Source organism: Lactobacillus apis (assembly GCF_002837055.1).
Classification (GTDB): Bacteria; Bacillota; Bacilli; order Lactobacillales; family Lactobacillaceae; genus Lactobacillus; species Lactobacillus apis.
In genome coordinates this window covers 307,928-330,690 of sequence record NZ_PDKP01000001.1, presented here as the reverse complement: position 1 = coordinate 330,690, position 22,763 = coordinate 307,928, and the positions used below count along the sequence as shown (strand labels likewise).

Genomic DNA, 22,763 nt, shown 5'->3' with positions numbered 1-22,763 from the left:
AAACCTACTCTCCTAAATGATTTATCTGAGCGAAGTGACGATAAATTTGATCAAAAACTTTAATAAATTCATCTGCTTCATCCAGTGTATTAGTTTCATCAAAACTCATGCGGATTGCACTTGTAGCTATTTTGTCATCAACATTCATTGCAATCAAAGTACTTGCTTCATCTACTTTAGTTGAAGCACAAGCAGACGTTGTTGAAGTATAAATATCATGATCTTCGAGCGTGTGAACGAGAGTCTCACCTCGAATGCCTTCAAGCGAAAAGCAAAGAACATGTGGCGCAAAGCCAGTTGAAACTGGTGAAAAAATGGTAATGCCAGGTTTATCTTGCAAATAATTAACAATTTTTGCCTTAATTGCCTCTTCACGTGCTGCTTTTTCAGCTTCGTCAGCCAAAATCAGACGCATTGCTTTGGCCATTGCAGCAATTGCAGGCAAATTTTCAGTACCTGAACGAAGACTCTTTTCTTGTCCCCCACCATCATGGAGCGGAGCAATCATTTTGCCTTCTTTTTTATAAAAAACACCAGTACCACGAGGGCCATGAAACTTATGTGCAGATAGACTTGAAAAATCAACACGTGGTGTAAAAACACGTGACCAAATATTTTTACCTAATGCCTGCACATTATCAACATGAAACATGATATTTGGATAATTAGATAGTAAATCACTAATTTCTTCAATTGGCTGAATGGTACCAATTTCATTGTTAACACCCATAATTGAAACTAGAGTTGTATCAGAATCAATTGCGTTACGCAAATCATTGACATTAACTCTACCTTCTTTATCCACTGGCAATCTTGTAACATTAAAGCCCAAGTACTCTAAAGTATTAAAAGCATTGGTAACAGAGGCATGCTCAACACTAGAAGTAATTAAATGCTTACCAAATTTACGTTTTTGAAAAGCTGTTCCTTTAATAGCCCAATTATTTGATTCAGTTCCACCAGAAGTAAAGAAAATTTCATCTGCTTGCGTACCCAATAGGTTAGCAATCTGTTTTCGCGAACTCTCCAATAATTGAAAGGCCCGATCACCTAATTTGTGCAAACTTGATGGATTACCCCAGATTGTTTGCGCAACCTGATCATAAGTCGCTAAAACTGAGGGATCAATTTTAGTGGTAGCACTGTTGTCAAAATATATCACAAGCTTTACTCCCTTCCAAACCCAATTGGCTTGAATGTCCATTAACTAATAAATTGTAGCTTAAATCAAATCTAGCTTCAATGCAATAATTTAAATACAAGGCGTTCATCGCTAGCACTTCAATATTAAATTACTAAAAAGCCTCGCAATAAAATCATTTGTAAGTAAAAAGCCGTATTTAGATAAATACAGCTTTTTATTTGTATCAGATTGTCTAATTGTTCTTCTTGTCAGAATAATAAAGATTTTCAAGTCGTTGATATGATCCAGGCTCGACCTTTTCAATTGCTGTTGCAATCGTATCAAGTGCATCCTTATAGTTATAATCCATACTGTAAAGTTGCATTGTTTTCTTTTGGGCCTGTTTAATTGAATCCTGATTAGAGTACTTGTTGGAATATTGCAAGGTTAGCTCAACTAAATCGACACAATTAATAATTTCATCGGCTTCTCTTTTTAGTCGCTCGACATCGTCTGAAATCTGAATCAACTCGTTAGAAATTTCTTCCATATTAATTCTAACTTCACTTAGTTCCTTTGCAACATGACCAATTTCATTAACTACTAACGTGTACATTTGAATGAATGTATCAGGATTACCAGGTAACTTCTTACGCTCCAAACGGCGATAGACTAACGAAACTTCTTGCTTAAAGCGATTGATTGAGTCATTAGCTACGTTTTCAGCATCGTAAAGCCCATCAACGTCTTGTGACATTCTCTTCTGTTCATCACTAATTTCACGTAATCGCTCTATCATGCTGAGCCAAGAAGTCTTGATTTCAGAATAAACGCCCTTTCCATCAGCAATATTCTGAGTATCTACAGTATATTGTCGATTCATATCGTTTACTTCTTGTTCCAGTTTTCGACTTTCAGCTAGTTCGCCATGAGTTAGCTCATAGCTTTCATCGATATGCCGCAATTTTTCAACTAGATTTTTGGATTCAACTTGTGCATGAGCAAGTAAGCGTTGAATTTTATCTTGATTCTTTTCAACAAACGGACGAGCTTTGTATTCTAGCGTTAAAACATCATATAGGCCATCTATTTCAGACTTAATTTGCTTAAGCTCCTTCTTAAGATCTGCCATTTTTAATTCAGCTAATAACTTTTCAGCATCATCAACTTGAACCCGAATTTGTTTAATTTCTTCTAAAACATTTACCTTAGTAATGCAATATTTTGAAGAAGCCATTTTTTTGTAGGTATCAGTTAGTTCACTTAACTGTTCACGAAAAACCGTGTCAAGCTCATGCTGGGCCTCGCGAACTTCAGGTAATTTTGTGCCAATCGAATTAATTGCTGCTTTTATTTTAGATAAAACGCGCTTAGCTTCAACTTGATCCCCCTGCGCAGTTAAACTTTTGGCTTCAGTAAAGTCAGTTTCAATTGCACCAAGTTCAGTTTCAATTTGATCAAGTGCAACACCATATTTAAAGGAATCGGCTAAAACCTCTTTACGCATCTCCTGGTAGCTCTTGTTCAAATCGTCATATTCCATTTGGTTTTCACGGTTTGACTCAAGCAATTCTGTAAAAACGTCTTTTGTGTTTTTGGCATCATCATAAGTTGGCTTCATAATTTCTTGAGCCTGCTTAATATTTTTGTTTGCCTTAAAAAGCTGATAATGTGCGTTTTGTTCTGCAGCTTGCTCTAGTAATTCCTGAACTTCGGGAATTTTCTTACTAGTTGCTTGTTGATAGTTCTTACGCCATGTTGTTAAAGTTGTTAGACTTTCCCCCGCAAGATCAATCTTATCAAGCTTAGCAATATCATTGCCCAAGTCCATTTTGTCAATCTTGGTAATCATATCGTCAAGCTCAATAATTTCTCGCAATTGCCTCCGATTAATGATGAGCATAAATGCTACAATAAGAATGATAATTAAAATTGCAATTATTACAATTATGGACTGAGTTGATGTCATATTTTTCCTCCAAAACTACCCTCAATTATACCAAACTTCTTTAATGGAGTGCGGATTGATTTGAAAGAAGTTAACTATCTTAATTGAATGCTAAAATCTACCATTAATATAACCTTTTCCTGACGTTTTTAATTTATCAATATAATAACTACCAAATTGGCCTAAATTTAACTTGTTTTTTAAAAAACCGCCTAGAAACATCCAGTTTTCCTTGCTTAAATAGCCCAAGGTAGCTATAATAGACTTCGTGTAAAATATTTGCAGCTATAAGTGGCAAGAACGTCAACATCTTAATACGTTTTAGTGAACGAGTAACCGACGCTGCAAGAGGCGAAAATGAAAATTAAGATGCACGAATGCTAAACTTATACGTAACTATTTTACTCCAAAAACTGTTATCAGATTTTATTGGAGGATTTTATGTCAAGATATACAGGTCCAAGCTGGAAACGTTCCAGAAGATTAGGAATTTCACTTTCAGGTACTGGTAAAGAACTTAGTCGTCGTAACTATGCACCAGGTCAACACGGTCCCAATTCACGTGGTCGTTTATCAGAATATGGTGAACAATTACACGAAAAGCAAAAGCTACGTTGGATGTACGGTTTAAACGAACGCCAATTTAGAACTTTGTTCAAACGTGCTGGTAAAATCCGTGAAGGTGAACACGGTACTAACTTCATGATTTTACTTGAATGCCGCTTAGACAGTCTTGTTTACCGCCTAGGTTTAGCTACTACTAGAGAACAAGCTAGACAATTAGTTAACCATGGTCACATTACTGTTGATGGTAAACGTGTTGATATTCCTTCATACGACGTTAAGGTTGGCCAAGTAATCGGTCTTAGAGAAAAGTCAAAGAACTTACAACAAGTTAAAGATGCACTTGAAGCAGTTGTTTCTCGTCCATCATTTGTTACATTTGATGACAATAAGCTTGAAGGTTCTCTTGTACGTCTTCCAGAACGTGATGAAATGGAACCAGAAATTAACGAAGCTTTGGTTGTTGAATACTACAACAAGTTACTTTAATTTCTTTTATTCGCAAAAGCCCTTTCCTACTTGGGAAGGGTTTTTTGTTACTTGAAAGGAAAAAATAATAACTATGTCAGACGATTTAAACACACGAGTTGCAAATGCAGCCCAGGGAATCATCCCACAAACAAAGCCTGATGAACGTAGAAGATATCTCGGTTCACTGCGAGAGCGCGTCTTTGTCAGAATGAATAACACTGAAGTTAAAGACCCTGCCCTAACCCAATTATTTTTAACGCACTTCAATGATTACACTGGATTTTCGATCCTGATTAACGGTAATTTAAATGATGAATTTTTAAATCAGGTTGAGGCACAATGTGGAAAAACAAACATTCCTTTTACGATTGTTACTAACGAGACCGCTAAAACTGGTCCTGAGGATACGGCAATTTTAGTAGTTTCAAACACAGCAATTAACAAAATGCGAATAGAAATAGCCCAAGTTTACCCGCCCGAAATTCCTAAAACTGAGTTAACTCATGATGTTAAAAAAGATAAAAATGGTTTTTGGCATCGCTTATTCCATGGAGATAAATAATGAAACCATTAGCTTATCGCATGCGTCCACGTACACTAGATGAGGTTGTGGGGCAACAGCACTTAATTGGTCCTGGAAAAATTATTAGACGAATGGTTGAAGCCAAACTGTTGTCATCCATGATTTTATATGGCCCACCAGGCATTGGAAAAACTAGTATCGCAAGTGCAATCGCTGGTTCAACTAAATATGCTTTTCGCATGCTTAATGCTGCTACCGATAGTAAAAAGCAATTGGAGCAAGTAGCTGCAGAAGGCAAATTAAGTGGAACTGTTATCCTTTTACTAGATGAAATTCATCGGTTGGATAAAACTAAACAAGACTTCCTTTTACCTCTGCTTGAGTCTGGCGAAATTATTCTGATAGGTGCGACAACCGAAAATCCATATATTGCAATTTCTCCAGCGATAAGATCACGTTGCCAGATTTTTGAATTAAAACCTTTAGCTGAAGAAGATGTTAATCAAGCAATTAGCCGCGCACTTAGGGATTCAGAAAATGGCTTGGGTTCATACCATGTTGAGCTTACAGATGATGCAAGAAAATTATTAATTCAAAAAGGAAATGGTGACTTACGAACCACCTTAAACGGCTTAGAGTTGGCCGTTCGCTCAACTAAGCAAGAAAAAATTGCTGCGGGTAAAAATGAAGATGACCAACTAATAATTGACCAAGAAGAAATGGCAAATTCAATTCAGATGCGCAGCCAAAACTTTGATGCAAAAGGCGATGGACATTATGACTTAGTCTCCGCCTTTCAAAAATCAATTCGCGGTTCCGATACTGATGCTGCTCTGCATTATTTGGCTCGCTTGATTGAATCTGGTGACCTTATTTCAATTTGTCGCAGACTAAGTGTAATTGCATATGAAGATATTGGCTTAGCAAATCCAGCAGCCGTGCAACACGCACAGCTTGCAATACAGGCAGCACAAAGTCTAGGCTTTCCTGAAGCGAGGATTCCCCTGGCAAACGCTGTGATTGAACTTGCACTTTCACCAAAAAGCAATAGTGCAATCAGTGCAATTGATCAAGCACTAGACGATGTGAAAAATAAAAACTACGGTCCAATTCCTGATGACCTTAAGGACACCCACTATAAAGGTGCTAAGAAACTAGGTCACGGTAAAGGATATGTATACCCTCATTCATTTGCTAATGACTGGATTGCACAACAATATCTGCCGGACAATTTAGTTGGCACGCAGTATTTCAATCCTAAAGGCAATTCTAAAATCGAAAGTGGCCTTAAGAAGCAGTACGAAATTCTACATGAAATGCAAGAAAAAGGATTAAAAAAATAAAGAGTGACACAACTGTTATTTCTAACAATTGTGCCACTTTTATTTTTGTCTAAAAGTTAACTTTCTAATTTAAAAATTAGCCTTTTTAACATATTTATTTTGAGCAACGATATAATACTTTTTGTTCTTAATAGAAATAGGATCACCATAGGTCGAAATTGAATGGTTCTTTCTCAATACCTTTTTACCTAAACGATTACCATATTTGCTATAAAGATAAGCATTATGTCTCAGCTTTAAGTTCTTACCATCGATGTTGCCTGCATTAACTAGTAAACCATTTTGCAAAATATAGTAGTTAGATCCACTAATTGCTTTTTGACCGGTTACGCTAATTATTGAGCCAGCTAGATAAATCAATTGGTTAGCACGATGACCATTTTCATCATAAAGGTATGCATTGTGCATCAACGTTTTTTCAATGGTTGTCTCGGATTCTTCCTTAGGCCCATTAGCAGATATTGCTTCAACCTTTGCAGATTGATTAGAGACAATCACCGCAACATTTGTAGCTTTAACATAGCGGTTCTTATCAATGATAAAGTATTTCTCGCCACGAAGTTTAACACTATCACCATAAGTTTTAACAATACTACCCTTCTTTAGAACGCCAGCTTTCTTTACACGCTGTCCGAATTTGTTATAAACATAAGCATTATGCTTTAACTTTTGCTCAATTGCCAATCCGTTGCCAACAGCAACATAATATTTCTTATTGTTATCATGTGTGTCAATTAGTACATAGTATTCATTACCTGCAATAGTAACAGTACCATAAGTTGAAAGAATTGAGCCGGCACCTAGTGTAACTTTGTTAGCACGCTTTCCTGAATTATCATATAGATAAGCATTATGCATTAAGGTTACATTAGTACTTTCGCCTAAATCATTTGCTGAATCATTTTCTTTATCAGTAGTTGGTTTCTTAGCTGGATTTGCAGGGTTAGAAGTCGTATCACCATTACTATTAGAAGTAGAATTACCTCCACCGTTGTTAATGTTATCATTGTTGCCGTTGTTATTGTTGTTGGCACTGTCTTTAATAATTTTATCAATAACAGTTGAATCTGAAGAGGCTTTATTAATCGCTTCAATACCATCGTCACGCTTACCGTCAACATCAGTAAGAGTATTATTTTGATCAATCTTTTTCTGAGCATCTGCTAGAAGGCGGTCGATTTCAGTCTTAATCGCAGCTTTTTCATCATCAGTATAGTTATCACCATTTTCATGTTTTACCTTGTTATTATCAATTTTCTTCTTAGCATTAGTAGCAGCGTCAGAAACAGCAGCTTTGGCAATTTCTCGTATTCCAGTTATTCTATTATTCGAAACTTCATCGTAAGAATTACCAGATATATATTTATATTTGTCATGCTCACTGTTAGTTGAATAAATCCATGCAGAATCACCAAAGTATTTTTGGTTCTGAGCAACTGCACCTTTGTATTCAGCCTCAATATCCCTATTGGCAGAACTCTTAACTGTGTACAATGCTTGTTGCATTAATTGATCAATTGCTTGCCTCGTCATGTCAATATCATGGTTCATCTGATTGGCAATACTTTCATAAGATGCATCAGCTTGAGCATCCTGGGTAAGCACATTATCTACACTTCCATGTATGCCATCAAGTCTATTTTTGAAATGATCTCTATCTGGAGGAAGAAGGCTATCTATATCATTAAGCTTATCCTTTGCCTTATTGAACATATCCTTAACTTGTTCTTTAGCCATTAGCTCATTATAAGCATTGATTCCGTTGCTATACGATTGCGTTGTAGAGCCAATATTTGTTGAATGCTTAATTGCATCAATTGCATCCTGGATAGCTTGAATATTCCTTTGATAAGCAGGATTTGCTTTTTGTTCTTCAGTTAATTTATTGTATCCAGCTTCTAGACCTGTTATTTCATTTCCAGCACCTTTTAAGGCATTAGTTTGATTATAATCAAACCACTCAGAAGTATTTTGATAAGTATCAGTTAACTTAGTACCAATTTGATTTTCATCAGTCGGGACTTTGTTGATATCAGTTTGCTGCTCTATGCTTGCTTTTTCATTTGCATATAAATCATCAACTATCTTGTTTAATGCTTTCTTTTGATCAGCAGTTAGTTGAGATAACCCAATAATGTTGTGAGTTGTTGAATATTTTCTTTGTAAAATATCCTCTGCTTTTGCTTTCGCAGCAGCAAGATCAGTATCTTTTTCAACATCAGTAAATCCAGGAACGTGACTGCCAGAATCGCTATCAGAATATCCTTGAGTTGCATTGTTGACTATCTGATCAACGTCCTTTTTGATGTCATCAGTAGAACGATCATTTCCATTCTTATCTGTTGTTGGAACTGCATTAATCTTTGCTTTGCTCTGATCATAAATGTCTTGAAGTTTCTGCTTCTGTTTTTGTAAATCAGAGTTTACTAAACCGGAATCCTCAAGCTTTTTATCAGCTTCTGTTTTTTGCTCAAGAAGATTATTAATAGCATTTTGCTTAATTTGATAGATTTCTTCTTTATTTTGAGCTGTTTGATAAAGTTGATTAATTCCAGTTTCACCTAAATTGATTGAGTGTCCGTCGCTATCCAGTCCCTTTTCAATAGACTGCAATTTCTGTTTAACATTTTCGAAATCAGTTGTTGTTGGATTGCTTGGTAAAGCAACTTTACTAATTTCATCCTTAGTCTTTTGAACCAGCTGATTAAGTTGATCCTGCAAGTCAGCCTTTTGTTGATCAGTTAAATGACTTGCAACCTGACCAATACTGCCCTTATCTTTGACATATTTATCAATAGCGGCAATTTGCTTGTTCTTTTCGCTAAGTAAATTAGCTGGAATACCGGCCTGATCTATCGCAGCTTCACCAGCTTTTTCAACTTGATCTAATTTTGCATTATCATCAGCACCATATAAATCACTAACACCTTTTTGCATCGCGTCATTTATTGCAGCTTCATTTTTGCTTATCTCAGTTGGATCAAGACCTAAACTTGGTAATTTTGCCTTAGCAGCTTCAGCATATTCTTTCAGAGTATTAATTTGTTTGTTCTTTTCCTCGAATCTCTGAGTTAAACCAGTAATTGCATCATTACCAGCTTGTGCTGCTTGATTCATTGCACTATTTGCATCTGTTGAATTGTTTTGAGCAGCTTGAATATTTTGGGCAGCTTTGTCACGCTCTGACTTAATTCGGTCTCTCATCTGATCTGCAAGATTAGGATTATCTTTGGCAATCTTATCGGCAGACTCGTTTGCCTTATTAACTGCATCCTGCAACTTAGTCAATGCATTATTAACAGATTCTGCCTTGATAATTTCATTATTAGCTTTATCCAAATCAACATTATTCTGATTTTTAGCGTCAGCTAATTGATCTTTATTTACAGTGGAGTTAATTCTTGACTCACCAGATTGCCGAACTTGATCAAGTTTATTCTTCAGGTCATTATATTGATCTTGACCTAGCTTTTTATTAGCTAAATCTTGATCAATTTGTTGTTGTAATTTACCAATTGAGTCAGCCAAATCATTCTTAGCAGAGTCTTTAGCAGCGTTCATGTTCTTATCGTTGACGGTGTCAATGATTCCTTTCATAATGTCGTGGCCCTCATCTTGGGCTTTTTGAACATCATCTTGGTTTTTAGCCTTGTCTACCTTTGCCTTTGCCTTATCCCGCTCGCTATTAATCATGTCCGCATCTCTAGGGTCGTTTTGAATGGCTCCTTTAGCATACTCATCCAAAAATGAATTTGCCTTATTTTTAACTGATTGCAGTTTAGCATCAGCCAAAGCCTGGTAAATATTGTTTAGACCAGCATTTTTCTCTGTGTCAATATTTTCTGCAAGAGCACCATTAACGCTTGCAACGGCGTGATTATAAGCATCTTGTGCTTGCTGCTTAAACTTAGCTAATTGATCTGAAGTTAAACTTGGTAATCCATTAATTTCTGGTAGAACACCGGTATCAGTTGAGCCTTTTCCAAGAGCTTTATCAAGTTCTTTAATTGCTTGATCTCTTTGGTTACGAATATCATCTGCATCACTCTTATTTGCATTTGTGATGACATTACTAATTCCCTGCAAAGTATTATTTTTAATCTTTTCAACTGTATCACTATCATTTGTAGCGTCAATATCTTTAAGGCCTAAATCAGCTACTTCAAAAACTGCATTTTGGTCTCGTGAATCATGTAGTTTATCGCGAGCTTCAAGTGCCGTCTTTTGAATCAAATCTTTAGCAACAACTTTATCACTAGCCAACTTTGCAGCTGATTCGACATCATTAATTTTATTTAATGTATCTTGATAAATCCCAGTTAGTTGATCTTTGTTTGTTGTAGCGTCAATTTTACTGTTTGCATCTGTTGGGATTGTACCAAGTTGATTAATTGCATCATTAAATTTATCTTTTACTTCATTTCTTTGGGCTGTCGATAATTTGCTATAAATGTCACTTAAACGATTCTTAGCACTGTTAGCAGCATTAGCAATACTATTCTTAATGTCAGTTTTAGATGCGTTGAAACCATTACCTGTAGCTTCTGCAGCATCAATAGCAGATTCACCTTTTTTCTCAGCTGTGTTAGCATCGGAAATGGCATCTGTAGAATCAACTACTGATTTAGCATTATCACGTGCAGCTGTAATATTATTAATAGTGGTTGTCTTGGTATCATTAGTAATATCTGAGGAATTACTAATTCGCTCAACCGCCTTTTGAGCATAATCATCAAGCTTTTGCTTATTAAGAATCTTGTTAACATTTACATCACTAATCACATTATCAATTAATGACTTACCGTTTTGAACGATTTCATTAAGTTGTCCGTTAGTAGTGGTGGTTTTATTATTAATTCCATTAACACCGATATTATATATAGCATCCACTTTTGCACGTAAATCTGCTTTGTTGGCACTTGTAATCTGATCCATATTGCCAATTTGTTCTTTAACTTTATTTCGTTCAGCCATTAGAGTTGCTAAAGCCTGGTCTTTTGCGGATTGCAAGTTAGCAGAAGCTAGAATGTTTGCTAAATCATTTTTACCTTTAGTTAGTGCTGTATCTATATCATCTTTACTTGCACCCTGAATAGCAGTTTGCGCTTGATTAAAGGCATTTGTAATCTGGTTATAGTAGTCATTCTTTTCTGTTACTCCCAAATTAGGGTCATTAGTAATTTGACTATTTGCATCATCGCGTGCACCTTTTAATTTTTCGATTGCTGCTTTACGTTGCTTTTCTAGAGCCTGGGCGTTGATATCTGATGAAAGAGAATTAATAACTGAATCAATTGCATCAACTCCTTTTTGAGCATCATCATTAATGTCAGTTACTGTATGGTCATTAGTAATAGCTTGAATTGTTTGATCGTACCCTGCATCAATTTGATCTCTTTTAGCTTGGACTGTTGCAGGATCAAGTTGTTCATTCTGTTGGGCTTTGGCAAGAGCATCTTTAGCTTTAGCTTTGGCCTGTTGTAATCTACTAATTGCTTGTGCTCTAGTGGCTGTAATCTGAGCAGCACCTAAATCTTTTAGAATATTATTTTGACCTTCTTGTTTAGCCGAATTAATATCAGAAACATTTTGAGCCGAAGTAATTTTTGCCTTCGCAGCCTGGGCATCTTGATCAATTTGATCTTCATAATATTTCTTATTTGAAGGACTGAGTTGACTATCATCAATGCTTTCAATTTTAGTTTTTGCATCATTAACTGCTGTATCAATGTCTTGAGCTGCCTTTGTTCTAGCTTCTTCTACTTCCTTATTTGCAGTGCCTCGAGCATCGCTTACAATATTCTCAATACTACTTTTAGCATTAGTGACTGTCTCAGCGATTTTTGAACTATCAACTTTGTTTAAGGCATCTATACTATCTTCAGCTACCTTACTGATTTGACCATGATATTCTTTCTTTTGTTCATCAGTCAGATTGCTTGTCTGATCAATTTGTTGATCAGCATTAGTTTGATCTTGCCTGATCTGCTTGATAGCATCAGCTAAGGAATTATTACGCTCACCCTTAGCTTTAGCGGAAAGCAGTAGGTTGTTTAAGGCAGTAATACCATCATTTCGTGCTGAGTCGATTGCGGTTAAACTATCTGCTTGATCAATGCGTTGGTCGTAACCAAGGGGAGTTGTTGAATTATCGAGCAACTTCTTTGCCGCGGCTACGCTATCATCAATATCATTTGCAGACAAGCCTGGTAAACTACGTAGTTGGGTTTCGATATCGCTTTCAGTTTTAGCAAGTTTGATCTTAGAAAGCTGTCTTAAAATTGATCTCTTAGTTGCTTCCTCAGTCGTTGAGACTGTTGCGGAATCGCTAGCTTTATCAACATTAGTCAAGCCATCATTTACTGTTTTCTCTATATCAGAGTTTGAGGCGATCCCTAACGAATTTTCATTAGCGGTTGCATAGCCCCAAATCTCAGCCTTTGCAGCATTTTGATCAAAAATAGTTTGTGCAGCTGCTTCTCTTTGACTAATTACAGTATTATCAGCAGTTCCGTATATCGACTTTTGCTTATCATATATAGAACTCCCTGGTTTAGCAGTTGCAACTTGGGCAGCCTGATCAATTGCGTCTAATAGAGGGGTCTGCTGATCTGAACTAATACCTGAGTTCTGTACCCGCTTTTTGGCAGCTTCAGCTGCAGCATTAATTTTACTTGCTTCTTGATCAGCATTTATATCCTTAATAGACTCCTTACCCTTAGAACCATCAGGATCATCACCAGTGATAATGTTGTGAACTGCTTTATTATAAGAATCTTTTATTTCTGCGGTCTTATCGGCATGATTTTTAATTTCATCTTGAGCAACTGCCTGTAAGTCTTTCAGGGCCTGAATTGTTTTGTTAACTTGATCAATTATACCTTGAGCTTCTTTTTGGTGCCCGTCCACTGACACTTGATCAAGGTCTTTTTCAATATCACCTTCCGGTTGAGCAATCGCCTGAGCGCGAGACAAACGACCGGTTAGCTTTAATACTTCGTCCTTCTCTTCTTTACTCAAGTTAGGATCATTTGCAAGTTTGTAAGTATCGACATAGACCTGATCAATTTTTTGTTTAAGATCAGTTTCAATACTCTTTTTATAGCCATAAGCTGCTTGATCAATTGCATTAATACCATTCTTCATTGCTTCTGTAATATCTTTATCAGCTTGAAAAGCTTTCACAGTATTAATTGCTTTATCACGTGCAGCATTAATCGCATCTACCATTGTAGGAAATCTCTTTGACTGCAATGTGGCTTCATTATTTAAATTCGTTATCGCACTATCACGAGATGTTTCAATCGTTGAGGAACTTTGTGCTTGGCTTACGATGTTCTTAATCGCATCAAGGGCAGCATTCTTACGATTGTTAATCTCTGTTAACGTGTTTGAACTTGAGGCGTAGACTGAAGTTTTTTCGTTATCAGCATTAACAGTCTTAGATGCAGCAGTCGCAATTTTATCTAATTGACTATTAAAATCGTTAACTTGAGTTTCAGACAGGTTATTAGGTCTATGAATTTTCGCATCACTAATTGCGTCAGTGATTGCCTTAGCGGCTTGATCTTGTGCATCAGATAAAGTTAAAATATCCAAGTTTTTAATAATTGGCCGACGTCCCGTAGCTACACTAGATGGATCGTAGCTAACAAAGTTAGCATTGGGCGCTAGTTCTACAGAGTAACCCTTATCAAACTTAATCGTTTGGTCTGCGGGGATAGTAAAACTAAATGAGCCGTCATCATTTATAATTGCCGCATACTGAGTTGGTAAAGGATTCAAAGAACTGTTGCTTGAGTCTCTTATAGTGTCTTTTGTTTGAGCATATGGATTGTCAATTAAGTTCTTACCATTTTGATCCTTTGGTGTCCACGCTGTCTTTCTACCCATACTATCAATCAAATTAGCCATAATATATGCTTTAGTTGCAATAGGTAGGATTAAACTAAATGGGTTTTTCAAATTTTGTGAATCTAAATCAGGGCCATCAACAGCAGAATTGTAATTAATTACACTACCTGGATCACCAGAAATTGTTTGTGAACCATCAGCATTTCTAGTTATTTGAACCTTACCGGGATCAATATCCAAAAAGCCGCTTGGATTGGCTGGAACAAAACTAATGTTGTTATAACCAAAATTGTTTCTATTATTAAATGCCTTTTGAATAATATCTGAAAAGATTTGATCGTAAGTCCAACCGTTTTTAATACCATCAGCCAATGAGGTTTGAACATCTGCTGGTAACTTATCAAGTGAAATATTAGCTTTAGCTGCTTGCGCCTTAATTTCTGCCAATCTATCCGCAGTTAACTTCTCTTGACCGTTAAGCAATTCAATATTATCAACTGCAATCGTGCTATCAGTTTTCCTTACAGTTAAAACGTGAAACGGTGGCAATGTTACTTTACCTAGCCCACTTTGCGTCGAACTCAAATCAAACTGTTGTCGAACATTTGTTAAGGTAATTGGCATTGTACCGATAATACTGGTATTAGGATTGGTATTACCTTGGGCATTTAAAATTAATGAAGTAGGATTATTAACAACTAGTTTTCCACCTTGAACGTCTACCAATAGTATTTGACCAGTACCGCCGTTCACATATTTGCCACTTGGATCTGGCTGACCAAGAACGATATTGAAGCCACCGTTTTCTATATTAGCCGTACCCTTAATAAGAACTAACGTACCAGAATAGTCACCCATATTTGAACCGTTAATGTTTAATGAGCCTCGCGGTAAAATGTTAAAGTTACCGCCATCATAAATCAGGTTTCTGTTCCACCAGTTATTGGCTATATCGCCGTTAGTGGTAATATTGACTTTCGCATCGCTATTAATATTGAAGACAGAATTACCATCATTGATAAGAATCGCACTAGACTGATCATTGTCATTTGTACCATTATAGTGATCACTACCAACTATGATGTTTAATTCACCATCAACATTCACGGTTTCATTATTACCTAACATGGCAATAGCTAAAGGAAGTCCGGTGTGTTCAGCAGCGTTAGAGCCTAAACTATTATTAGGAAAATAGATTCGCGGCGAAAGTGTAACCTTAGCGTTCTTAGCAATGTTAACAACGTTGTTGCTGCCTGCCATTTCGAGCACATTACCACCAACAGTTTTACCGGTAAAAGTACCGCTAAAATCGATTGAGTTGTTTGAACCAGTAAATTCAAATAGTTGTTGAACGTCACCACTTGAAATTGTAATCCCTGGATACGGTGTATGCGTTACTTCACCGTAGTTAGTCCCTGTGAAGTAAATTTTAGTATTATTACCACAGTGAACCATTTGCGATCCATGGAAATTAACATTATTAAAAGTGATTTTTGAAAAATGGCCGTCTTGGTTGTAATCATCAGTCATGATTACGCCCCAAATATCAGCACTCCATAAATCAAGGTTATCGTAAGTAATATCCAAGTCTTGCGTACTTCCACTATTTAATTGGAGGTGATTACCTTTCAAATCAACTTTAAATCTGGTATTACCGTTGCCACGGGATTTAATCAACATTTTCCTTCCGTAAAAGTAGTACGCTTGTGATCCATTCTCGGGTCCGTCTGTAATATCGTTCATGACGTCAATTTCTGAAATAGACTCATTCTGAAAAGCAGCTATAAGTTCAGTAAAGCTATGGACCTGCGCTACACTAGCATCCTTAGTTTTAATTTCAGTCGTTTTAGCAGTATCTGGAACTTTAGCCGCTGGATCAGTTGGATCAACGGGTTTAGTCGTCGTACCTCCTTTACCTGAGGTGTCAGTGGTTCCACCAGTTTGATTGGTATCAGAATTACCTGTACTAGTTTGGTCCTTAGAATCAGCTGTGTCAGAATCAGGTTTTTGATTAGCACTATTTTGCTGATCAGAGCCATTTGTTGCATTGGTCTTTCCTGTCTGACTAGTTGAAGAACTTGAATTAGTGGTTGGAGGTACACTGCCATCTCTTAAAAATGAGCTTAAACCTGAGTAGGTACTTACATCAACCAAGTGATTAGCATTTTGAGTGTTATCATCTTGGGAGTTAGCCTTTTGACTATCAGAAGTACTCAAACTATCTGTCTTCTTGCTAACTTCTTGAGAAGCATCTACCGTATCTGCTTTAGCAGTTTGAGTATTTAGGCCAAAAAAGGTAAAGCCCAATAGCACAGAAGCAGTACCAATTGTCAATTTTCGAATTGAAAAGTGGTCCTGCTTATCTTGCATTTCCATTTTCTTTAATCTTTCATTGTTATTATTTTTCCCTAGCATGATATTCCTTTCTCAAAATCTATGTTACAACTACATTGTATGACCACTATTAATAATTTGCTAATATAGTGCTTACACTTGATATGCATTTTATAAATAATGAGTTAAGTGATTTTAAAAAAGGAAAATGAGGGGATGTTTTCTGCAGGCAATTACTATTATATAAAGATTTGTTGATGTGCTTCAGGATTGATGCTTAATACTTCAAATAGAAAAAAGTGCATTTCATTTGACAATTACTTGTTTTCTAAAATTATATTTAAACAGCTTACTGATGTATAAATATTAAAATAATAATAAAAACAACAGTTTAATTCATAACATTGTGATTTTTTTGCAATACTATCTGCTTACTGTTTAAATCTTGACAAATGCTGTAATGGTGGGTAGTATAATAATTGATCTGAGTTGATCGACTAGCTTAATTGTATATAGTTGACCGGTCAAACATAAGACATGCGAGATTGTAAATAACTTTTGAATCGGAATACTATTACTTAGTTAATAGGATCCATATTCATTGCGATACATCTCATTTTTTTGAACACTGCGGGTTCAACAAGCATTCTTTTGCTATATTCGGTCGACTCGGATTTCTTTAGAAATTCAGGAAGCGGTCTATTGACCGCTTTTTATTTGGAGACTTTTATGATCTTAAAAATTGTTATTATTCTGTATTTAGCCGTACTTCTTCTAACCGCCTTCTATCTTTGGCATAACCGAGATAGACACTTTTTGGTTTTTAGTAGTAAAAGTAATACGAATTTCCGCCCTATTATGTCTTGGACAGCAATTATCTTATTGTTGGAATGCATTATTGGGATCATCATCTTATTCCAAAGTAATAAGTATTTGAATTTGGTTACCCTACTTCTTAGTTCAATTACTATTCTAATTTTTAGCTTATTAATTAATCACGAAAATGATTAATTGGCCAAAAGTTTGGTAAAATGAATGTATAAGAGAGGTGTTTTAAATGATGAAACAATATCACCGCATACAAGTCGCCGTTGATGGATCAAAAGAAGCAGATTTAGCTTTTAAAAAAGCAATTTTACTAGCTAAGGGTAATAATGCAGGCTTAGAAATTTTACATGTCATTGATACTAGATCCTTCCAAAATGTTTCAAGCTTTGACTCCGAAATGGTTGAGCAAGTTTCAAATGATGCTAAGGAAAAGCTGCAAAAATATTACAATGATGCAAAAGAAGCGGGAATTAACGATGTTCACTTTTCAATTGAATTCGGTTCTCCTAAGGCAATCATTGCACACGACTTTCCTAAAAAGCATCAAATTGATTTAATCGTAGTTGGTGCAACTGGCTTAAATGCTGTAGAACGAATTTTAGTCGGTAGCGTAACCGAGTATGTAACCAGAACCGCAGATTGCGATGTACTAGTTTGCCGTACCGCCGAAAATCAAAACTAAAATAAACTGGGCATACAAAAAGCACTTCTTTTAAAAGAAGTGCTTTTTATTTTTAATTAAAAGTCGCCTGCCTGGCTAAACATATAATCTTTATTATGAAACTTCATCGATAAAATCATACCAATACCAATCATATTCCCAATTAAGGCTGAACCACCTTGGGAAATAAATGGTAATGGTATACCTGTCAACGGCAAGAGATCAATACTCATTCCTATATTTTCAAAAACATGGAACAAGATCATCATAATGACCCCGGTCGATACATATGAGTAAAATGCATTTTTGGTATCAAATGTGATACGCACCATCTGAATAATCAGGTATAAGTAAAGCAAGATAACTGCTACACTACCAACAAAACCAAATGATTCACCAATTACTGAATAAACCATATCCGAACCACGAACTGGTACGTAAACACTTAGATTTCCAAACCCATTACCAAAAATCTGTCCAGATCCAATCGCTTGCATACTCTGCCACAACTGATATGCTGCTTTAGATGTATCTGTAGATGGATTCAGCCAAGACATGATACGAGCAAATTGATACGGTTGAAAAGAATGGCTTAGAATAACCTGGCCGCCTGGTGTAGTTACCATAAAAATCACTACCACACCTATAATTGCAACTATGATAAACATTGGTGTTATTATCTTCCAAGATATTCCTGAAACAATAATTACCCCACCAACTATAGCGAAAAAGACAAGCATCGTACCAAAGTCATTTTGTAATTTCAGTAGAATTGCAATTGGTAGCATCCAACCAACTATTTTACCAATTAAAACCCAGTCATTTCGAATTGTGTGTGCGAACTTCTGATTGTGCTCTCTAACTACTCTAGCTAACATTAGAATAAACGCTGGTTTCATTACCTCAGATGGCTGAAAGGAAATTGGCCCTAGCTTAAACCAATTTTTGGCACCAGCATCAGCAGCTAGACTTCGATTATAAAAGAATAAAACTGCAATCAAAAGGACAATTCCTAGACCGTAGGCATATGGTGCAATTCGAAATAACTGTTCTGCATCAAATTGAATTACAAAAACAATTATTACTAAAGAAATCAGATACCAAAGCCCTTGCATTAAAACTGCTTTTACTGGACTTCCCATATGACTTGGATCATCTATTGCAGCAAAGTAAATCGAGTATAAACCAACAGCTGCCAGAATCAGCACAGGAACAACAATGTTCCAGGCTATTTGATCATACAAATCAGTTTTATTTTGTACTTTTACCATTAATCATCACTGTCCACTATTTTTCATGTAAAGCAAAGTACGATAGCAAGTCATTGATGCTACTTTCTAACGTCTTTGCATATAGAACACTATTAGTTTTATTAGTAATTGCACGATAACGTCCATCAATTTTTTCAATTAAACCAATAGCTTTTTTCTTCTGTGGAATGACTACTTCCCAAGTCGGATTATCTTTTTCGTTGATTTCATTAATTTCAATATTAATATTCTCTGGTTTCTTTGACATAAATACTCCTATTTCACATCAGGATGAAATTTTTTAGCAATAATTTCATCTTCATATCTCTCTGGGTGGGGGTTACGGAAAATAGTAAACTTATCAGGTACCGGATCAACCCCTCCGCGAACAAAGGGATTGCACCGCAAAATTCTGCTAATACCCATAATTAATCCTAAAAAAGGACCAAATTTGGTCAATGCATCAATCATGTAAGTTGAGCAAGTAGGATAATAACGGCAAGACTTAGGTAAAGCCGGCGAAATAAATTTCTGATAAATTCTAACTAGATAAATTAAAATCTTACGCAAACCACACCTCCAGTTGAATTAATGACGTTGATGCTTTTCGATATTTTTAAGCAAAATGCCTGTTCCCAATGCAACAGCTTCAAGAGGATGATCAGCAGTCAAAACTGGAACCTTAAGATAGTACGAAATTAGTTTATCCAAGTTCTTTAACATCGCACCACCACCAGTTAGCATAATACCACGATCAATAATGTCGGCAGATAACTCAGGCGGAGTCTTCTCTAAAACATCTTTAGTTGCTGCAATAATTGTCATTAAACCATCATGCAAAGCTTCTTGAATTTCAGGAGCAGAAACAGTCGCCTGCTTAGGAAGACCATCCACTACATCACGTCCACGAACAGTAATCGTCTGATCCTTATCCGGTTCAAACGCACTACCAATTTCAATTTTAATTTGTTCAGCTGTTCTTGAACCAATAAGCAAATTATGCTTGTTTTTAATGTAAGAAACAACAGCTTGGTTCATATGGTCTCCAGCATAGCGAAGAGATTGGCTAGTAACAATTTCACCCATTGATAAAACAGCAATATCAGTAGTACCACCACCAATATCGATAACAATGTTACCTTGTGGCTTAAAAATATCTAGCCCTGCACCAACAGCTGCAACCTTAGGTTCAAAATCAAGGTAAACCTTACCACCACCTGATTTTTCAGCTGCTTGAATAATTGCTTTCTGTTCAATTGAAGTTACTCCAGTTGGAGCACAAATCAAAATGTTAGGTTTTGACATAAAGCCCTTAACATTTAATTTTTCAATGAAGTAAGATAGCATCGCTTCTGTAATGTCAAAATCGGCAATTACCCCATTCTTTAATGGGCGAATCACACGAATGTTACCAGGCGTTCTACCTACCATTTTGTATGCTTCAGTTCCAACAGCTACTACTTTATTTGTACTTGTATTGACAGCAACTACTGATGGTTCATTCAAAACGATTCCCTTACCAGAAACGTTAATGAGCACGTTGGCTGTCCCTAAATCAATTCCTATATCTCGTGCCACGATAATCCTCCATAAATATTCATTGTACATTTTACCATAAAGAAAGCTAGTTTGCTGCACTCTTCAGGCGTTTTAACAAGTCTTAAAAGAAATTACTTAATTGTAAAGAAGTATCTATCAACGTAATGAAAAAGTTCCCTACTAAAAAGCCTAGCGCAATTGCCGCAAAAATCAGTAGCAATTGCGCTTCAAAGACCTTATTAGTTCTGATGATTTTTTCGATTCTGACACTCTTCATAATTTGAAATGATAGCCCTATTGTTATCAGGTAAATAATAATACTGATCAGAGCATGAACACCAAGTTGAAACATTTAATTTCCCACTTTTCTTTAGTCAAATAAAAAACGGATACACGCTTTTGTGTATCCGTTAAACTTTAATACTATTTACCTGAATTGTAAACACTAATCCGGTTGACAGCCCTTCTCAATGCAACTTGTGCTCTTTCGAGCGATCTTTGATCATGCGTTGCTTTTGCTTCCTTCAAAGCATCTTGAGCACGCTTTCGAGCTGCTTCAGCACGAGACACATCAATTTTATTTGAACGTTCCGCACTATCAGCAATAATCGTTGCCACGTTATCAGAAAACTCAAAGTAGCCACCGCTTACTGCTATGTGATTAACAACTTCATTCATCTCCCGACTTCTTTTAACCCTAATTTCACCAATTGAAAGTGGAGTTAAAATAGGCAAGTGATTATACATGATTGAGCGTTGTCCATCGATTGCACGCATCTCAACAATACTACAATGATGAGAAAAAACTACGCCATCAGGTGTTACAACATTTACCATGAAAAGTTTTTCTGGATCTGCCATTTGACATCACCCTACTTTTCTAATAATGCTTTTACTTCAGGATCACTGGCGGTTACACCCATATCTTGAGCTTTTTTCAAAACATCTTCGATAGGACCCACGCTACGGAAAGCATCTTCTGGTAAATCGTCTAAATGACCATCCAAAATCATCTTAAAGCCCTTAATTGTCTCTTTGATTGGAACATATGAACCAGGTACACCAGTAAATTGTTCAGCAACAAAGAAGTTTTGGGATAAGAAGAACTGAATCTTACGAGCACGACTAACAATTACCTTCTCTTCATCAGATAATTCATCCATACCCAACACTGAAATAATGTCTTGTAATTCGTGGTAGCGTTGCAAAATGTGCTGTACACGTGTAGCAACTTCGTAATGTTCTTGACCAACTACTTCAGGATCCAACGCACTAGAAGTTGATTCCAATGGATCAACGGCTGGATAAATACCCTGCTCAACTAAGCTACGTTCCAAGTTGGTTGTAGCATCAAGGTGAGCAAAAGTTGTAGCTGGGGCTGGGTCGGTATAGTCATCGGCAGGAACATAAACGGCTTGAATTGAAGTAATTGAACCCTTCTTAGTTGAAGTGATTCTTTCTTGCAATTGACCCATTTCAGTTGCAAGTGTTGGTTGATAACCAACGGCACTAGGCATTCTTCCTAACAGAGCTGAAACCTCAGAACCAGCTTGAGTAAACCGGAAAATGTTGTCGATAAAGAGCAAAACGTCTTGTCCTTCAACATCTCTAAAGTACTCAGCTAGGGTTAATCCAGTTAAAGCTACACGCATTCTGGCACCAGGCGGCTCATTCATTTGACCAAAGACCATCGCTGTTTTGCTTAAAACACCAGATGCCTTCATTTCAAAGTAAAGGTCATTACCTTCTCGTGTTCTTTCACCAACACCAGTAAAGACCGAAATACCACCATGCTCTTGAGCAATATTGTGAATTAACTCTTGGATAATAGTAGTCTTACCAACTCCGGCACCACCAAACAAACCAACTTTACCACCACGAACATAAGGTTCAAGTAAATCAATAACCTTAATCCCTGTTTCCAGAATTTCTTGGCTGGTAGTTAATTCATCATATTTTGGTGCATTTCGATGAATACTGTTACGAGGATGATCCTTATCAAATTTTGGACCATTATCGATTGGTTCACCTAAAACGTTAAAAACACGTCCTAAGGTATCAGAACCAACAGGTACTGAAATAGGACCTCCAGTATCTTGGACCTTCATTCCGCGCCGGAGTCCGTTGGTAGATTCCATCGCGATTGTTCTTAATACACCGTCACCGAGTTCAAGTGTAACTTCAAGAACAATTGATTCATCATCCGACTTAACGACGCGCAAAGCATTGTTAATATCAGGTAGGTTTTTGTCAAGTGGAAATTTCACATCGACTACAGGGCCGATTACTTGAACAACTTCACCTTCACTCAAAACATCTACCTCC

15 protein-coding genes are annotated in these 22,763 nt (G+C 36.5%); 5 read left to right on the top strand and 10 right to left on the bottom strand.

The window, feature by feature from the left end; translation table 11 throughout:
* Positions 1–4 precede the first annotated feature (4 nt).
* Together CRG87_RS01610 and ezrA are read right to left on the bottom strand one after the other, a co-directional pair.
* Positions 5–1,162, bottom strand: coding sequence for a cysteine desulfurase family protein (locus CRG87_RS01610; RefSeq protein ID WP_074425725.1), 1,158 nt, complete (start codon positions 1,160–1,162; stop codon positions 5–7).
* Positions 1,163–1,376: 214 nt separating this feature from the next.
* Positions 1,377–3,092 (bottom strand): septation ring formation regulator EzrA, encoded by a 1,716-nt coding sequence (gene ezrA, locus CRG87_RS01605; protein ID WP_074425472.1) that lies wholly within the window; start codon positions 3,090–3,092, stop codon positions 1,377–1,379.
* Positions 3,093–3,512: 420 nt separating this feature from the next.
* Here ezrA and rpsD point away from each other — a divergent pair, with 420 nt between their 5' ends.
* The 3 genes from rpsD (at position 3,513) to CRG87_RS01590 (ending at position 5,972) form a co-directional block, all read left to right on the top strand.
* Positions 3,513–4,124, top strand: coding sequence for a 30S ribosomal protein S4 (rpsD, locus tag CRG87_RS01600; protein WP_046306681.1), 612 nt, complete (start codon positions 3,513–3,515; stop codon positions 4,122–4,124).
* A gap of 73 nt (positions 4,125–4,197) precedes the next feature.
* Positions 4,198–4,668, top strand: a complete 471-nt coding sequence (locus tag CRG87_RS01595) for a YueI family protein (protein ID WP_074425473.1) — start codon at positions 4,198–4,200, stop codon at positions 4,666–4,668.
* A complete protein-coding gene (locus CRG87_RS01590; RefSeq protein ID WP_074425474.1) occupies positions 4,668–5,972 on the top strand; it encodes a replication-associated recombination protein A in 1,305 nt (434 codons plus the stop codon). The genes CRG87_RS01595 and CRG87_RS01590 overlap by 1 nt, the downstream gene beginning before the upstream one ends.
* 69 nt (positions 5,973–6,041) lie before the next feature.
* Here CRG87_RS01590 and CRG87_RS01585 read toward each other — a convergent pair whose 3' ends face one another.
* Positions 6,042–16,241, bottom strand: coding sequence for an SLAP domain-containing protein (locus tag CRG87_RS01585; RefSeq protein WP_074425475.1), 10,200 nt, complete (start codon positions 16,239–16,241; stop codon positions 6,042–6,044).
* Between the two features lie 648 nt (positions 16,242–16,889).
* Between CRG87_RS01585 and CRG87_RS01580 the strand changes: the two genes are divergently transcribed.
* Positions 16,890–17,171, top strand: a complete 282-nt coding sequence (locus tag CRG87_RS01580; protein ID WP_074425476.1) for a hypothetical protein — start codon at positions 16,890–16,892, stop codon at positions 17,169–17,171.
* A gap of 46 nt (positions 17,172–17,217) precedes the next feature.
* The gene (locus CRG87_RS01575) at positions 17,218–17,670 is read left to right on the top strand and encodes a universal stress protein (RefSeq protein ID WP_074425477.1); all 453 of its coding nucleotides are present in this window, start codon (positions 17,218–17,220) and stop codon (positions 17,668–17,670) included.
* Between the two features lie 56 nt (positions 17,671–17,726).
* Here CRG87_RS01575 and CRG87_RS01570 read toward each other — a convergent pair whose 3' ends face one another.
* The 7 genes from CRG87_RS01570 to atpD all read right to left on the bottom strand — a co-directional run bounded on the left by CRG87_RS01570 (position 17,727) and on the right by atpD (position 22,750).
* Positions 17,727–18,920, bottom strand: coding sequence for an FtsW/RodA/SpoVE family cell cycle protein (locus CRG87_RS01570; protein ID WP_046306669.1), 1,194 nt, complete (start codon positions 18,918–18,920; stop codon positions 17,727–17,729).
* Positions 18,921–18,936: 16 nt separating this feature from the next.
* Positions 18,937–19,167, bottom strand: coding sequence for a DUF2969 family protein (locus tag CRG87_RS01565; RefSeq protein WP_074425478.1), 231 nt, complete (start codon positions 19,165–19,167; stop codon positions 18,937–18,939).
* 8 nt (positions 19,168–19,175) lie between these two features.
* On the bottom strand, positions 19,176–19,469 hold the full coding sequence (gene yidD / locus CRG87_RS01560; protein WP_046306665.1) for a membrane protein insertion efficiency factor YidD: 294 nt from the start codon (positions 19,467–19,469) through the stop codon (positions 19,176–19,178).
* A gap of 18 nt (positions 19,470–19,487) precedes the next feature.
* On the bottom strand, positions 19,488–20,477 hold the full coding sequence (mreB, locus tag CRG87_RS01555) for a rod shape-determining protein (protein ID WP_046306663.1): 990 nt from the start codon (positions 20,475–20,477) through the stop codon (positions 19,488–19,490).
* Between the two features lie 82 nt (positions 20,478–20,559).
* Positions 20,560–20,790 carry a DUF1146 family protein gene (locus CRG87_RS01550; protein ID WP_046306660.1) on the bottom strand — a complete coding sequence of 77 codons (231 nt, stop codon included), beginning with the start codon at positions 20,788–20,790 and terminating at the stop codon, positions 20,560–20,562.
* Positions 20,791–20,861: 71 nt separating this feature from the next.
* Positions 20,862–21,299 (bottom strand): F0F1 ATP synthase subunit epsilon, encoded by a 438-nt coding sequence (locus tag CRG87_RS01545; protein WP_046306658.1) that lies wholly within the window; start codon positions 21,297–21,299, stop codon positions 20,862–20,864.
* 11 nt (positions 21,300–21,310) lie between these two features.
* Positions 21,311–22,750, bottom strand: coding sequence for a F0F1 ATP synthase subunit beta (gene atpD, locus CRG87_RS01540; protein ID WP_074425479.1), 1,440 nt, complete (start codon positions 22,748–22,750; stop codon positions 21,311–21,313).
* Between the last annotated feature and the right edge of the window lie 13 nt (positions 22,751–22,763).